The organism is Mycobacterium sp. (assembly GCF_049647605.1).
In the GTDB taxonomy this organism is placed as follows: Bacteria; Actinomycetota; Actinomycetes; order Mycobacteriales; family Mycobacteriaceae; genus Mycobacterium.
The window spans coordinates 15,731-29,682 of sequence record NZ_JBARXZ010000227.1 but is presented as its reverse complement, the minus strand read 5'-3'; the positions used below and the strand labels follow the sequence as shown (position 1 = coordinate 29,682).

General features: G+C 66.8%; 15 protein-coding genes. 8 read left to right on the top strand and 7 right to left on the bottom strand.

The genetic code is table 11. The features are described 5' to 3' along the window. Nucleotides 1–118: 118 nt before the first annotated feature. Entirely contained in the window at nucleotides 119–715 is a 597-nt protein-coding gene (locus tag WBB07_RS27770) for a class I SAM-dependent methyltransferase (protein WP_526312676.1), read from the bottom strand. Nucleotides 716–725: 10 nt separating this feature from the next. Then, nucleotides 726–1,682, bottom strand: coding sequence for an NAD(P)/FAD-dependent oxidoreductase (locus tag WBB07_RS27765; protein ID WP_526312670.1), 957 nt, complete (start codon nucleotides 1,680–1,682; stop codon nucleotides 726–728). Nucleotides 1,683–1,728: 46 nt separating this feature from the next. Here WBB07_RS27765 and WBB07_RS27760 point away from each other — a divergent pair, with 46 nt between their 5' ends. Continuing rightward, entirely contained in the window at nucleotides 1,729–2,319 is a 591-nt protein-coding gene (locus tag WBB07_RS27760) for a helix-turn-helix domain-containing protein (protein WP_526312668.1), read from the top strand. Here WBB07_RS27760 and WBB07_RS27755 read toward each other — a convergent pair. From WBB07_RS27755 to WBB07_RS27745, 3 genes are read right to left on the bottom strand one after another with little or no spacing between them, the layout of a single operon-like run. After that, nucleotides 2,316–3,434 carry a bifunctional RNase H/acid phosphatase gene (locus WBB07_RS27755; RefSeq protein ID WP_526312666.1) on the bottom strand — a complete coding sequence of 373 codons (1,119 nt, stop codon included), beginning with the start codon at nucleotides 3,432–3,434 and terminating at the stop codon, nucleotides 2,316–2,318. The genes WBB07_RS27760 and WBB07_RS27755 overlap by 4 nt on opposite strands. Beyond that, nucleotides 3,431–4,168, bottom strand: a complete 738-nt coding sequence (locus tag WBB07_RS27750) for a zinc ribbon domain-containing protein (RefSeq protein ID WP_526312664.1) — start codon at nucleotides 4,166–4,168, stop codon at nucleotides 3,431–3,433. Before WBB07_RS27750 ends, WBB07_RS27755 begins: the two co-directional genes overlap by 4 nt. After that, the gene (locus WBB07_RS27745) at nucleotides 4,165–5,328 is read right to left on the bottom strand and encodes a Nif3-like dinuclear metal center hexameric protein (RefSeq protein WP_526312674.1); all 1,164 of its coding nucleotides are present in this window, start codon (nucleotides 5,326–5,328) and stop codon (nucleotides 4,165–4,167) included. The genes WBB07_RS27750 and WBB07_RS27745 overlap by 4 nt, the downstream gene beginning before the upstream one ends. A gap of 54 nt (nucleotides 5,329–5,382) precedes the next feature. Between WBB07_RS27745 and WBB07_RS27740 the strand changes: the two genes are divergently transcribed. The 5 genes from WBB07_RS27740 (at nucleotide 5,383) to WBB07_RS27720 (ending at nucleotide 9,833) form a co-directional block, all read left to right on the top strand. Next, a complete protein-coding gene (locus WBB07_RS27740) occupies nucleotides 5,383–6,054 on the top strand; it encodes an HAD-IA family hydrolase (RefSeq protein ID WP_526312662.1) in 672 nt (223 codons plus the stop codon). Continuing rightward, nucleotides 6,047–6,538 (top strand): low molecular weight protein-tyrosine-phosphatase, encoded by a 492-nt coding sequence (locus WBB07_RS27735; RefSeq protein ID WP_526312660.1) that lies wholly within the window; start codon nucleotides 6,047–6,049, stop codon nucleotides 6,536–6,538. Before WBB07_RS27740 ends, WBB07_RS27735 begins: the two co-directional genes overlap by 8 nt. 6 nt (nucleotides 6,539–6,544) lie before the next feature. Next, nucleotides 6,545–7,402, top strand: a complete 858-nt coding sequence (locus WBB07_RS27730; protein ID WP_526312658.1) for an SURF1 family cytochrome oxidase biogenesis protein — start codon at nucleotides 6,545–6,547, stop codon at nucleotides 7,400–7,402. Nucleotides 7,403–7,464: 62 nt separating this feature from the next. Further along, nucleotides 7,465–9,174: an amidohydrolase gene (locus tag WBB07_RS27725; RefSeq protein WP_526312656.1), complete on the top strand. Its 1,710-nt coding sequence runs from the start codon at nucleotides 7,465–7,467 to the stop codon at nucleotides 9,172–9,174. A 32-nt stretch (nucleotides 9,175–9,206) separates the two neighbouring features. Continuing rightward, a complete protein-coding gene (locus WBB07_RS27720; protein WP_526312654.1) occupies nucleotides 9,207–9,833 on the top strand; it encodes a heme-binding protein in 627 nt (208 codons plus the stop codon). Here the strand turns inward: WBB07_RS27720 and WBB07_RS27715 are convergent. Next, nucleotides 9,811–10,521, bottom strand: coding sequence for a class I SAM-dependent methyltransferase (locus tag WBB07_RS27715; RefSeq protein WP_526312652.1), 711 nt, complete (start codon nucleotides 10,519–10,521; stop codon nucleotides 9,811–9,813). The genes WBB07_RS27720 and WBB07_RS27715 overlap by 23 nt on opposite strands. Nucleotides 10,522–10,782: 261 nt before the next feature. Here WBB07_RS27715 and WBB07_RS27710 point away from each other — a divergent pair, with 261 nt between their 5' ends. Both WBB07_RS27710 and WBB07_RS27705 read left to right on the top strand, forming a co-directional pair. Next, the gene (locus tag WBB07_RS27710; RefSeq protein WP_526312650.1) at nucleotides 10,783–11,100 is read left to right on the top strand and encodes a hypothetical protein; all 318 of its coding nucleotides are present in this window, start codon (nucleotides 10,783–10,785) and stop codon (nucleotides 11,098–11,100) included. 145 nt (nucleotides 11,101–11,245) lie between these two features. Next, nucleotides 11,246–12,301 carry an NAD(P)/FAD-dependent oxidoreductase gene (locus WBB07_RS27705; protein ID WP_526312648.1) on the top strand — a complete coding sequence of 352 codons (1,056 nt, stop codon included), beginning with the start codon at nucleotides 11,246–11,248 and terminating at the stop codon, nucleotides 12,299–12,301. On the opposite strand, the gene WBB07_RS27700 is transcribed toward WBB07_RS27705, so the two are convergent. Next, the gene (locus WBB07_RS27700) at nucleotides 12,293–13,621 is read right to left on the bottom strand and encodes a GGDEF domain-containing protein (RefSeq protein WP_526312646.1); all 1,329 of its coding nucleotides are present in this window, start codon (nucleotides 13,619–13,621) and stop codon (nucleotides 12,293–12,295) included. The genes WBB07_RS27705 and WBB07_RS27700 overlap by 9 nt on opposite strands. Nucleotides 13,622–13,952 lie beyond the last annotated feature (331 nt).

Here is a 13,952-nt window from a genome sequence, read left to right as displayed (position 1 = left end):
ACGGTGGGACACGAAGACCTCCGAGATCGGTGAGCGTTCCTAGACAGCTCGCACTCCACTCGGAGGTCTTCTTCATGTCACCACGCCACGCCGTACCTAACGTCCGTGGTCAGTACATCTAGCCGTGTCGCCGCAGCAGGATCACGTTGTCGAGGATCACGGCCGGGACGCCGTCGGGTCCCACCACCTCCCGATCCACCGACTCGGCCCGCACCAGCTGCCACTGCGAGTCCGGCAGCGCCATCCCGTCGAGTACTTCCTGCGGCGCCGGGAAGTCCATGCCCTGGTGCCGGTGCGCCGACGACGGCGGTCCCGAGCCGTGATCGACCAGCAGGAACAACCCGCCGGCCGCGACGGATCCGGCGGCCTGGCGTAGCAGCGCGTACCGGTCCCAGGACAGCGGCGATTGCAGGAACTGCGCAGACACCAGATCGAACTGCCCCTCCGGAAAGCTCCGCGTCAGATCGTGGTGCTGGAAATCGATTCGTGAGACCAGTTCGCCGGCGTCTTCGGCGGCCCGCCGCAGTGCCTCGTCGGAGATGTCGACAGCCACCACCTGCCAGTCGCGTGCCGCCAGCCAGATTGCGTCGGCGCCTTCGCCGCAGCCCAGGTCCAGCGCCCGGCCCGGCGTCAATTGGGTGGCCACCTCGACCAGCCGGATGTTGACGCGGCCGCTCCACCGACGCGGCGACTCCCGGTAGAGCGTGTTCCACATCTGTTGGGTTTCAAGACTTCCCGACACTACTGACCTCCACTCCGGGGATCGGCAGACCGAAGTCGTCAGCCATCAAGCTCTGCATCACGGCGACACCGGCCAGCGAGCCCGACGCCACTGCGGCAGCCACCTGCGGCATCTGCACACTGGCATCCCCGGCCGCAAAAACCCCGGGCACGGTGGTCCGGCAGAACGCGTCGACCAGGATCGCATCCACGGCCACCGGCCCGGGCGGCGCAAACGCCACACCGAGTCGTTCGGCCAGCGCGGACCGCTGATGGAGGCTGGCCGCTACCAACATGCCGCCGCGCGGCAGTCGGCCACCGTCTTCGAACACCACCTCGGTCAGGGCACCGTCGGCACTGGCGAGCTCGGCGATGGGACGCTCGTCCACACCGATTCCCGCCGCGTCCAGCAATGCCCGCTGGTCGGTGGCCAACTCTGCCGGGCCGTCGGTCAACACCACCACATCGTCGCTCCACCCTCGCAGCAGCAGTGCGGTGTGCACCGCACGATCGCCGTTGGCGCAGACCGCCAGCGGCTGATCGCGGACCTCCCACCCGTGGCAGAACGGGCAGTGGAACACCGAGCCACCCCAGAGTTCGGCCGCACCCGCCAGGGGCGTCGGCCGGTACTCCATGCCGGCGGCCAGCAGGATCCGCCGCGCGGGTATCGACGTGCCGTCGGCGAGTTCCACGACAAAGCCGTCCCCGCTGCGCTCCGCGTTCACGACGGTTCCGTCCCGCACCTCCACCGTCGGGTATGCCGCCAACTCCGCGCGGCCGGCGGCGTACAACTCCGCGGGTGGCCGACCGTCGTGGCCGAGCAATCCCCCGATTCCGTGCGCAGCGTTGTTGCTCTGTTGTCCGTTGTCCACCAACAGAACTCGACGACGGGCCCGGCCCAGCACCAACGCGGCACTCAAGCCGGCAGCTCCACCGCCGACGATCACACAGTCAATGTTCATGACACCAGCTTGCAGAGTCTCGGCCAAACTGCCAAGCTGGTTTGCCATGCAGGCAAAACCATCGCCCGGCAAGGACATCCCGGACGTCGACGCCCTGGTGCGGCGCCGGTTACGCGATCTGCGGGTGCGCCAAGGGCTGACACTCGACGACGTGGCCACCCGGGCCCAGATCGACGTCTCGACGCTCAGCCGTCTGGAATCCGGGAAGCGTCGGCTGGCGCTGGACCATCTCCCCCGGCTCGCCGCCGCGCTGTCGGTCAGCACCGACGACCTGCTGCGTGAACCCGAGCAACCGGATCCCCGGGTCCGCGGCGCCTCGCACACCAACAACGACGTGACCTTCTGGCCGCTGACCCGGCACGGTCCCGCAGGCGGCCTGCACGCGTTCAAGATCCGGGTCGACCCCAAGCGGAATACTCCGCCCGAGGAGTTACCCGTTCACGAGGGTCAGGACTGGATGTATGTGCTGTCCGGCACGATGCGGCTGATCCTCGGCGACCGTGACTTCCTGATCGAGCCCGGTGAGGTTGTGGAATTCACCACCTGGACGCCGCACTGGTTCGGTGCGGCCGACGGGCCGGTGGAGGCCATCATGATCTTCGGCGCCCAGGGCGAGCGGTTGCACCTGCACGTCTAGCCGAGGCTGGGCCGGTTGTCCAGGTAGGCCGTCTGGTTGACCAACCGGACCGAGGCTCCCCCGTCGGGGTAGAACTCGGCGATCGACAGCGAGGCCAGATCCAGGTGCAGGCGGTACAACAGGTTCGGACCCGCATCCAGCGCCATGCGCAGCAGCGTCTTGATCGGCGTGACGTGGGAGACCACCAAGACGGTGGATCCGCCGTGTTCCCCGATGATCCGGTTCCGGGCCCGGCGCACCCGGGCACGCACCGTGTCGAAGCTCTCGCCGCCGGGCGGGTCGACCCCGGTGTCGCTGAGCCAGCGGCTGTGCAGATCGGGATCGAAGCCCGAAGCCTCGGCGAATGTCATTCCCTCCCAACGGCCGAAGTCGGTTTCGATCAGGTCGTCATCGACGACGACGTCGAGGCCCAGGACTTTGGCCGCAGCCGCCGCGGTGTCATAGGCCCGTTGCAGCGGCGAGGTGATCACCGCCGCGATGCCGCCTCGGCCGGCCAGATACGCCGCGGCGGCCTCGGCCTGCTGGCGGCCCAATTCGGTCAACGGCGGATTACCTCGACCGGAGTAACGCCGCTCCACCGACAGTTCGGTCTGACCGTGCCGCAGCAACAGCATTCGGGTGGGTTCCCCGAGCGCCCCGGTCCATCCGGCGGGATTTGTCGGCGCCGCAACCGTCTTGGCCTCCGCAGGCGGATCCGCAACCGGGGCGATGCCCGCCGCCGCGTCCATCGCCTCGTTGGCCAGCCGGTCGGCATGGCTGTTCTGATTGCGCGGAATCCAGGAATAGGTGATCCGGCCGAAACGTGTTGCCAGGGCACGCGCCTGCTGATGCAGCACCGCAAGGTCGGCGTTCTTGACCTTCCACCGGCCCGACATCTGCTCGACCACCAGTTTCGAGTCCATCGACACCGCCACCTCGGAGGCGCCGAGGTCGGCGGCCGCCGTCAAACCGGCGATCAGCCCCCGATATTCGGCGACGTTGTTGGTGGCGCGGCCGATCGCCTCTTTGCTCTCGGCCAGCACCGAGGACCGGTCCGCCGAGAACACCACGGCACCGAATCCCGCCGGCCCCGGGTTGCCACGCGAGCCACCGTCGGCCTCGACGAGCACTTTCACTGACCGAAGCCCTTGAAACGCAACAAGATAGCGCCACATTCCGGGCACTGCACCACGTCGTCATCGGCGGCTGCCGTGAGCCGGGCGGACTGGCCGCGGTCGATCTCGATCCGGCAGGCCCCGCAGCGGCGCCCCTGGAGCAGACCGGCGCCGAGACCGGTGGCGCTGCGCTGCCGTTCGTAGAGCGCGATCAGATCGGCGTCGAGGCTGCCCGCGAGCTCGGCCCGTCGGGTACCGGCCACGGCACGGTTCTGATCGATCTCGGCCACCGCGGCGTCACGCTCTCCGGAGACCACGGCCAGATCGATACCCACCCGGTCGATCTCGGCCTGCTCACCGGCCTGCTTCTCGATGATCTCCTCGCGGCGCTCCATCACTTCCAACTGGGAGTCCTCGAGTGAAGCCTGACGTCGTTCCAGAGTTTCCAGCTCGTGCTGCAATTCGGCGAGCTGCTTGGCGTTGACGCTGCCGGACTCCAGCAGTGCCCGGTCCTTGTCTTCACGTTGCCGCACCCCGTCGATCTCGGATTCGAGACGACTGACCTGCCCGTCGAAATCGTCGAGCGCAATCTGCAACACCGCCAGCCGGTCTTGGGCGGCACGCTGTTGCGCCTGCAGTTCGTCACAACGTTTCTGCTCGGCCAACGTCTTGGACCGGTGCGCGATACGGCTCAGCTCGGCATCCAGTTCGGCGATCTCCAGAAGCAAACGCTGTTGTGCTACTTCGGCTTTCATTGCTCTTTTGACTCTTTCCTCATCGGACTCGCGTCCAGTTCGCTCAGATTCCACGGGTCGGTGCGAAGCTCACTGACGTGCACGGGCACGTCGAAACGGCGGCGCAGCAAGGCAGCCGCCTGATCACACCAGGGTTGCTCACTGGCCCAATGTGCGACGTCGACAAGCGCCACCGCAGATGATCGGCAGTGCTCGTCGGCTGGGTGATGCCGCAGATCGGCGGTCACGTAGGCCTGGACATCGGCCCCGGCGACCGTATCCAGCAGCGAATCGCCTGCCCCACCGCACAGTGCGACCCGCGACACCATGAGTTCAGGATCGCCCGAGGCCCGCACCCCCCAGGTGGTGGTGGGCAGCCGGCCGGCCACCCGGGCCACAAAGGTGTGCAACGGCTCCGGTTTCGGCAGCGATGCGATGCGCCCGATCCCGACGCCGGACGGCAGCGGCGCCAAGGGCAGCACGTCGAATGCCGGTTCCTCGTAGGGATGGGCGGCGCGCAGCGCGGCCAACACCCGGGCCCGGGTCCGGGCCGGGGCGATCATCTCCACGCGGTCTTCTGCCACCCGTTCGACGGTGCCCACCATTCCGATCGCCGGGGCGGCGCCGTCGTGTGGCAGGAACTGTCCGGTACCGGGCACCGACCAGCTGCACTGCGAGTAGTCGCCGAGCCGGCCCGCTCCGGCCTCGAACACCGCGGCGCGGACCGTTTCGGCGTTCGCAGCGGGCACGAAAATCACCCATTTGTCCAGATCGGGTCCGGCCGGCACCGGAGCCAGCACGTCCTGCACCACCAGCCCCAGCCGGTCGGCGAGCGCGTCGGACACCCCCGGTGCAGCCGAGTCGGCGTTGGTGTGGGCGGTGAACAACGCCCGCCCGGTGCGGACCAATCGGTGGATCAGCGCCCCTTTGGGGGTGCTGGCCGCCACCGTGTCCACCCCCCGCAGCAGCAGCGGATGGTGGGCCAGCAGCAGCCCGCCGTCAGGCACGCTGTCGACCACTGCGGCGGTGGCATCGACGGCCACGGTCACCGACGTCACCGGCTCATCGGGATCTCCACACACCAGTCCCACCGAGTCCCACGACTCCGCGAGCTGCGGCGGATACGCGATGTCGAGCACCTCGATGACCTCGGCGAGGCGGACACCGGTTGTCCGGTTCACAGGCGAAGTCACACTGGAAACAGTAGTGGTCGTGCCATCGGCGACAATGGCAACGTGGCAGAACCAGTTCCTTCCGCATTGCAGACCGAACACCCGCAGCTTGTGCTGTTCGACCTCGACGGCACCCTCACCGATTCCGCCGAGGGCATCGTGGCCAGCTTTCAGACTGCGCTGCGCGCCATCGGAGCGCCGATCCCCGACGAGGACCTCACCACCCGGATCGTCGGTCCGCCGATGCGCAGGACGCTGCACTCGATGGGTCTCGGTGCGCAGGCCGAGGAGGCGCTGGCCGCCTACCGGGAGGACTACAACTCCCGCGGCTGGTTGATGAACAGCGTGTTCGACGGGATCGAGCAGCTGTTGACCGACCTGCGTGGGCGCGGGGTGCGGCTGGCCGTCGCGACCTCCAAGAACGAGATCAGCGCCCGCCGCATCCTGGAACACTTCGGCCTCGACGGGTACTTCGAGGTGATCGCCGGCGCTGACGGCAGCCGCCGGGCGGAGAAGGCCGACGTGGTGGCCCATGCACTCGAGCAGCTGAAACCGCTGCCACAGCGACTGCTGATGGTGGGTGACCGCAGCCACGACGTCGAGGGGGCCGCCACCCACGGTATCGACACCGTGGTCGTGGGCTGGGGCTATGGACGTTCAGATTTCGCCGATTCCGATCTCGTCGCCACCCACGTCTCCGATATCCACGCCCTGCGGGAGGTGCTCGGTGTCTGATCGGCTGCACGTCACCTTCGTCTGTTCCGGCAACATCTGCCGTTCGCCGATGGCGGAGAAGATGTTCGCCCACCAGATCCAGGAGCGCGGGCTCTCCGACAAGGTCCGGGTGAGCAGTGCCGGCACCGGAGGCTGGCATGTCGGCGATGACGCCGACAGTCGCGCCAACCGGGTGCTGCGGGAGCACGGCTATCCCACCGAGCATGTGGCTTCCCAGGTCGACGACGACCATCTCGGCGCCGCCATGGTGGTCGCACTGGGACGCAACCACATGCGGTTGCTCACCGAACTCGGCGCCGAACCCGACCGGGTGCGGATGTTGCGGTCCTTCGACCCCCGGTCGGCCGCACACGCTCTCGATGTGGAGGATCCGTACTACGGCGATCAGGGTGATTTCGAGGAGACCTTCACCGTGATCGCAGCGGCGCTGCCCGGCCTGCACGCATGGGTGGACGAGCAGCTCGGCGAGCAGGCAGGGAGCTGACCGGCGATGAGACGTTGGGCGTTCGTGTTCAAACCGCAGTGGTTGGCGCTGGCGGTGGTGGTGGGGGCGTTCGCCTATCTGTGTTTCACGGTGCTGGCGCCGTGGCAGCTGGGTAAGAACACCCAGACCTCCCGTTCGAACGCCCAGATCAACACCGCGCTCAACGCTGCGCCGGTACCGATCGAAGATCTACTACCGCAGCAGGACTCGTCGGCACCCGACGAGCAATGGCGGGAGGTGACGGCCACCGGCCGGTACCTGCCGGACAAGCAGGTGCTGGCCCGGTTGCGGGTTGTCGACGGGGAACCCGCCTTCGAGGTGCTGGTGCCGTTTGCCGTCGACGACGGCCCGGTGGTGCTTGTCGACCGCGGCTATGTCCGGCCGGAGCAGGGGTCCCGGCCACCCGAGATGGACCCGTTGCCCGCGGGGTCGGTGACCATCACCGCCCGGCTGCGGGACTCCGAGCGCGCACCCGCCGGTCGCGAACCGTTCATGCAGGACGGCCACCGGCAGGTGTATGCGATCGACACCACCCAGCTGGCGGCCCTGACCGGGACCCCGCTGGCGGGCTCCTATCTGCAGCTGATCGACGATCAGCCGGGGGTCCTCGGGGTGATTCCGATTCCGTTCCTCGATGCCGGGCCGTTCCTGTCCTACGGCATCCAATGGATCGCGTTCGGCATCATCACCCCCATCGGTCTCGGCTACTTCGTCTACGCCGAGGTCAAGGCCCGCCGCCGCGACCAGGAGGTGGCGGCCGCCAGAGCCAAAGCGAAAGCGGACGCCCTTACCGGCGACGGCGAGGCCCCGCCGGAGAGCGTCGAGGACAAACTCGCCGACCGGTACGGCCGCCGCCGAACCTGAGCGGCCATACCCAGACGGCGCGGCAGCGCCCCGGCCTGCGCATCGTCTGACACGCTGTGCCCATGGTTGACCGTATCCTCACCGCCGCCACTGTCATCACCATGGACAGCAACCGTCCCCGGGCGGACGCCGTGGCGGTGTCCGACGGACGCATCGTGGCCGTCGGCTCCGTCGACGAGTGTGTCGCGGCACTTCCTGCCGCCGAGATCATCGACACCGGGGCCGCCGCCCTGTTGCCGGGTTTTGTGGAGCCACACGGACATCCATTGATCAGCGGCGTGGCCACGCAACCGCCGGCTCGGTCCATCGCACCGTGGGACGCCCCGGCCTGGGCCGACGTGGAGGCGATCTTCGCCCAGGCGCTCGCCGAGTCCGACCCCGCAACCCCGTTGTGGTTCAGCGGGTTCGACGCACTGCTGCACCAGCATCCGGCGTTGACGGCCCCAGATCTGGACAAGATCTTCGGCGACCGCATCGCCGTCGTCACCGACAACTCCGGTCACGGTGTCTACTTCAGCACCGCGCTGATCAAACAGAACGGCTGGGATGTCGACCCTCCTGCCGATCCGGTGGCCTCCAGTTACGGCCGCAACCCCGACGGCAGCCTCAACGGGCAGGGCTTCGAGCTGCCGGTGGTGGTCGAGGTGACCGGACCGCTGCTCGCAGCGCTGGGTGATCCACTGTTGTCGGCAGCAAGCTATTACGCCGTGATGGCGCGCGGTGGGTACACCTCGACCTCGGACATGACCTATGACCCGAAGTTCCGCTCCGGCTACGAGGCGCTGGCGGCCGCCCCCTCGTGTCCCCTGCGGGTCAGCATGTGGGAGATGTCGATCACCGACACCTTCGCCGATCCGGAGGTGTTCACCGCTCCAGACACGCTGCTGCACAAGGCCGGCGTCAAGTTGTGGACCGATGGCTCGCCGTGGGTCGGCAATATCGCGATTTCGTTTCCGTACCTCGACACCGAGGTGACGCGCAGAGCCGGGATCGATCCGGCCGTCGCGGGCAGCCCGGCGTCGATGAACTACACGCGTGAGCAGTTGGACGCCATTCTCGACACGGCCGCACCCGCGGGCTGGCAGATGGCTTTTCACGCCAACGGCGACCTGGCCCTGGATCTGGCGTTGGACGCCTATGAGGACGCACTGACGCGGCACGGCCTGCTCGGCACGGATCACCGCTGGCGCCTCGAGCACGCCGGAGCCGGCACCCGGGCACATTTCGACCGCGCGGCCACACTCGGGGTGCACGTCTCGATGGCCCCATTCCAGTACTACTACTGGGGCGATCTGCTCGACGGGCACATGTTCGACCACGAACACGGCAGCCGGTGGGCAGCCTTCGCGGACGCGGTCGCGTCGGGGGCGTGTGTATCGCTGCACAATGACGGGTCGGTATCGCCGCCGACGCCGGTGATCAACGTGGCCACCGCGGTATCGCGGCGCACCCGGGCGGGCACCGTGCACGGTGCCGACCAGGCGATCTCGCTCGACGACGCGTTGCGGGCGCAAACCATCAACGCCGCCAAGACGCTGCGCCGCGACCATCTGGTCGGGTCGATCACCGTCGGCAAGCTCGCCGATTTTGTGGAGCTCACCGCTGATCCCTACACCGTCGATGCTGCCGACATCGCGGAGAAGGCGCAGGTGACCGGGACCTGGCTGGGTGGGCATCGGATCGATCTGGAGGCCTTCCTGGCAGCCGTCGGCGGCGGCGACAACGCCGAGCATGCGCACCTGGCAGAGCACAACAAACCGCGCTGCTGCTGATACAGCGTCATCGCGCTGGGTATCCCCCCTTCATGTTGCACAAGCTCACCCAGTTGGCCGACGGACTTGCCGGGATCGTCGGGATTCGCGTCGGCACCGAAGAGCCGTTCTACGTGCGGGAGGCGATGCTCGACGATATCGAGATCCGGCGGTACGGGCCGCGCATCGCCGCGCAGACTGCGGTCTCCGGGTCGGGTCAGGACGCCCGCAGCGCAGGCTTCCGCCGGTTGGCCGGCTACATCTTCGGCAGCAATCACCGCAAAACGACCATCGCGATGACGGCGCCGGTCGCCCAGCACAGCGAGACGATCGCGATGACAGCCCCGGTGGCGCAAGCGCAAGTCGGGGACGGCAATTCGGTGATCCGGTTCTTCATGCCGTCGAAGTGGACGCTGGACACGCTCCCCGAGCCCGACGATGGTCTGGTGACGCTGGTGGAGGTGCCCGGCGAGACCTGCGCGGTACTGCAGTTCACCGGTGACCGCAGCCCGCAGATCATCGCCGCCAAGTCCGAGGAACTCCTGAATACACTGCGCGGCAGTCCGTTTCAACCCGACGGCGACCCGGTTGCCTGGTTCTACGATCCGCCCTGGACACTGCCCTTCCGCAGACGCAACGAAGTTGCCGTCCCGGTGATCATCTCCGCGGGTCAGGGATAGCGCGGATCGCCAGGAATCCGGTGGGTGATTGCTGCAGCAGGTCGTATCGCTCGCGGTCGAGATCGGCCGCCGCCGCGACGGGGCGGGGCTCGATGAGTCGCTCGATGAGAAATCCGGCGCCGCGCAGCTCCTCGCAGGTCTGCTCCAGCGGTGAGTGCCACCACCGCACCTGCCAACCGGCACTCCAGGTTTCATCGATCACCTTCGGTTCGAAGTAGTTGCCGCCGCGGCGCAGCCACTCCCCGGTGGGATGCATCCGCGACAACACCAGTGCGCCACCAGGACGCAGCACCCGGCGCAGTTCGGTCAGCACCGCGGTGCGGTCATCCAGGTATTCCAGCGCCAGCGCCAGCAGCACCAGGTCCACCGACCCCGCCTGCAGCCAGTCCAGCGGCGCGGCGAGATCGTGAACCCGGAATTCGCCCGCCGGTGCTCGCTGCGCACTGAGCTCGACCATTCGAGGGCTCTGATCGAAGCCGATCACGCGAGCTCCCCGGGCAACCAGCTCTTCGGCGTACCAGCCCGGTCCGCACCCGGCATCCAGCACCGTTCTGTCTGCAACATCGCCGAGCAGGCCCAGACAGGCCGGCCGGTCGTAGAGCGCGTTGTACAGATTGTTGCGAGCATGCTCGGCAAACTCGTCGGCGAACACGTCGTATTGCGGGTGGGAACCAACAACCTCAGGCATCCACCCAGTGTGTCAGCCGTTGCTGCACACTGCCGTCGATGCGGCTCCCGGCGCTTCCCGACCTGTGATCCGGCCGGCCGGGCACGGGATGAACACACACTTCCTGCCATTCGACGATCAATCACCGCCACCGGAATTAAAGCGCTGAACTGGTCGTTTACACGATCAGACCGGAACGCATCCCGTTCCCACATCGATCGGAACCGCGACTCATCAGAGCCACGATTCGCCAACATACGAATCACGAAGAGAGTCAAGATCATGAAGAAGTTCGGATTTGCCACCATTGCCGCTACCGCTCTGACCGCCGGTGCCCTGGGCCTGGCCGCTCCCGCGCTGGCCGCCCCCACCGGCGCCGGCAACGCCCAGGACACCATCTCCTCACTGGAGGACCAGGGCTACAAGGTGATCGTGAACCGGCTCTCGAACTCGCCGCTGGCTGAGGCCAATGTGGTCTCTGTGGGCGAAGGCCCTTCGTTCACTCACAACAAGTCCATCGCGGGCACCGAGGACTACACCGGGCACGACCGCAGCTACGCCGCGGTGACGACCCGGACCGTCTACGTCAACGTGCGCTGAGGGATCCTGGTCAATCATGTAGGCCCGCGTCACCCCAGCGTCGGCCCACCCGTCAACCCAGCGAGGCAGAACTGTCGCACACCTGAACCCATCCGGCGGGTGCGGAGGTTCTGTCTCGATGGCCGGATTCTGTAGTCTTCGATCAATGGCCGGACCGCTGCAGGGTTTTCCCGCTCCCACCGACGGACCGGCTCCCTCAGTGCTGGTGATCGGCGCCGGCGTCATCGGAGCCTCCATCGCTTATCACGCGGCCAGCAGGGGCCTGGCCGTCACGCTGGTTGACCGAGAGTCGCCCGGCAGCGGCGCGACCCGGCACTCGTTCGGTTGGATAGGCCGCGCCGCCAATTCTGGTGCGCCCGGGAAGTTGCAGCAGCTGGCGCGCAACGACTTTGTGCGGCTCCAACACGAGATACCGAAGATTTCGGTCAATTGGTGCGGCGCCCTGATGTGGGGCGAGCACTTCGGGAGCGGCGAGGACGTGGCCCTGCCCAACCCGTCGGAGCTTGAGCCGCAACTGATCTCAGCTCCGGACAGTGTCAGGTTCGGCACCGGCGACGGGTCTGTGGAGCCGGTTGCGTTAGCCGAAACCCTTGTCGAGGCGGCACAAGAGTACGGGGCGAGGGTCATTCTCGGCGAGCCGGCAGTGGCGCTCACACGCACCGACGGAGTCGTCGTCGGCGCCCGTACCGCTTCGCAGACACTGCCTGCGACGCAGACCGTGGTTGCCGCGGGTGCCGACTCCGCGCAGCTGTGCGCCTCCATCGGTGTATCACTGCCGGTGTACAGCAGCCCAGCGGTGATGGTGCGCCTTCACGCACAACCCGGCCTGGTACGTCACATCGTCGCCAACGACAGCATCGAAGTTCGCCAGTTGCCCGACGGCACCCTTTTGGTCCCGTTGGATTACGAAGGGCAGACGACGCAGAGCGAGTTGAGCAGCACCGCCGAGCGGGCCCGTCACGAGATCCTCCGAACCTTCCACGCCCCAGCGGGTATCGACATCCTCAGCGTCGCCGTCGGGTGGCGCCCGATGCCGGTCGATGACAAACCGGTCATCGGTCCCGTTCCGGACGCACCGGGACTCTATGCCGCCGTTGTGCACCCCGGGGTCGCCCTCGCTGCGACCGTCGGGCGCCTCGTCGCAGAAGAACTCGCCACCGGCTCATCGGCCGACTTGCAAGCAGCCGTCCTGTCAGGCTGAGAGAACAACCTGATTCCGTCCCCCGGTTTTGGCGAGGTAGAGGGCTCTGTCGGCACGTTCGATGAAATGGTCGGGGTCGGGGTGGCCGTCGTATATCGCCAATCCGATCGAAATGGTCACGGGGACTTCGGTGTTGCCGATGACAAACGTGTGCTCGGCGACGGCCCGCCGGACCTGTTCTGCGGTGTTGGCGCTGTGCAGTGGATCGGCTTCGACGAGTACGCCCAAGAACTCCTCGCCGCCGTACCGGAACAGGAAGTCCGTCGAACGCAGGTTGTCGGCCACCACATCGGCCACCTGCCGCAGCACGACGTCTCCGGCTTGGTGGCCGTGGATGTCGTTGAGCTGTTTGAAGTGGTCGATATCGAACAGCATCACGGCAAGGCCTGCGGAGTTCTTCTTCGCAAAGGCGATCTCGCGGGCCAGGATGGAGGGAAGGAAACGACGATTCATGACCCGTGTCAGCGTGTCTCGGCCGCTCTCCATCTCCGTCAGATCCTGGAAGAGTTCGTTGAGCAGCGTGCTGATCTGATCGACCACTTGGCGCATACCGACAAGCGCCTCCTCCCGCGCCCCGGGCTGCGCGCTCTCCAGCAGCGGCAACAGTTGGGTGTCAACCCGAGTGATGGCCGTGCCGACCCCGCTCAGCCGGGGCGAGTAGTCGAACATCACTCCGGCACGATGCCGCACCCAGAGCCCAAAGGGGGTGCTCGACAACGGCTCGAGATGGGCATCGCCGTCAGATTGCAGGATCCCGAACAGCGTCGCCTGCGCCCATTCCATCAGGCTGGCACGCTGCCGTTCTCGCTCGAGATTGAGATCCTGGTCCAGGGAGAACAACCGGTATCCCTCTTCCAGGCGGGCACGATCCTCCACGCCGTGCACATACGATCGCGCCATGACGGCGATCGCCCAGTCGATCCGCTCGTACACCAAACACATTGCGTCATAGCGAGATTCCCACGGCTGGGCACTCTCGCGGATCAGCTTGGCAATGCCGGCCTGCAATCGTGACGCCCCTTCGTTGACCAGATGCAGAGGCACGCTGATCCGGGCGTGGACCTGGCCGATCAGTTGCTGTCGAGCCTCGAATGCCGCCGTGTCGGCGTAAGCGGCAGGTGAGAACGCCTCGCGCAGCCATTCGATGAGACTCGGCTTCAGCTGGTTCTCCACCACGGCGTTGTCCAGGTAGGTGCGGGCTTCTTGATTGCGCATCAGCACGCGGTAGAAGTCGGCAACCAGGCTCGATGCATGCTCTTCGATCATGGACACGTAGAACTCGTCCAGCTCGGCCGAGCTGACACGAGGATTTTCGCTCACGGAGACGCCACCAACATATTTGAATTCTATGTCCGCGCCGAACAGACAGTCGATCCGCGTGCGGCATCACACATCCGAATCGCCGCCCGCCCCAGGCCCTTACCAGCGGCTGCGATCCGAACCAAGATCCGATCGACCCTGGTTTGGCAGAACAAGACACCCGTGACGATGCGCGGCCTGCCAGAAGAATCATGCCGCTCAGGGCCACTCAGCGAACTCTCGACAATCACCGCCCGGCCCCGAACAATGTCGCCTCGAAGTTAGCCAGGTAGATGTTAGGTGCATCACATCGGCGTTCGGTTGGGCCGCCCCACTACGACTACCTGAAACA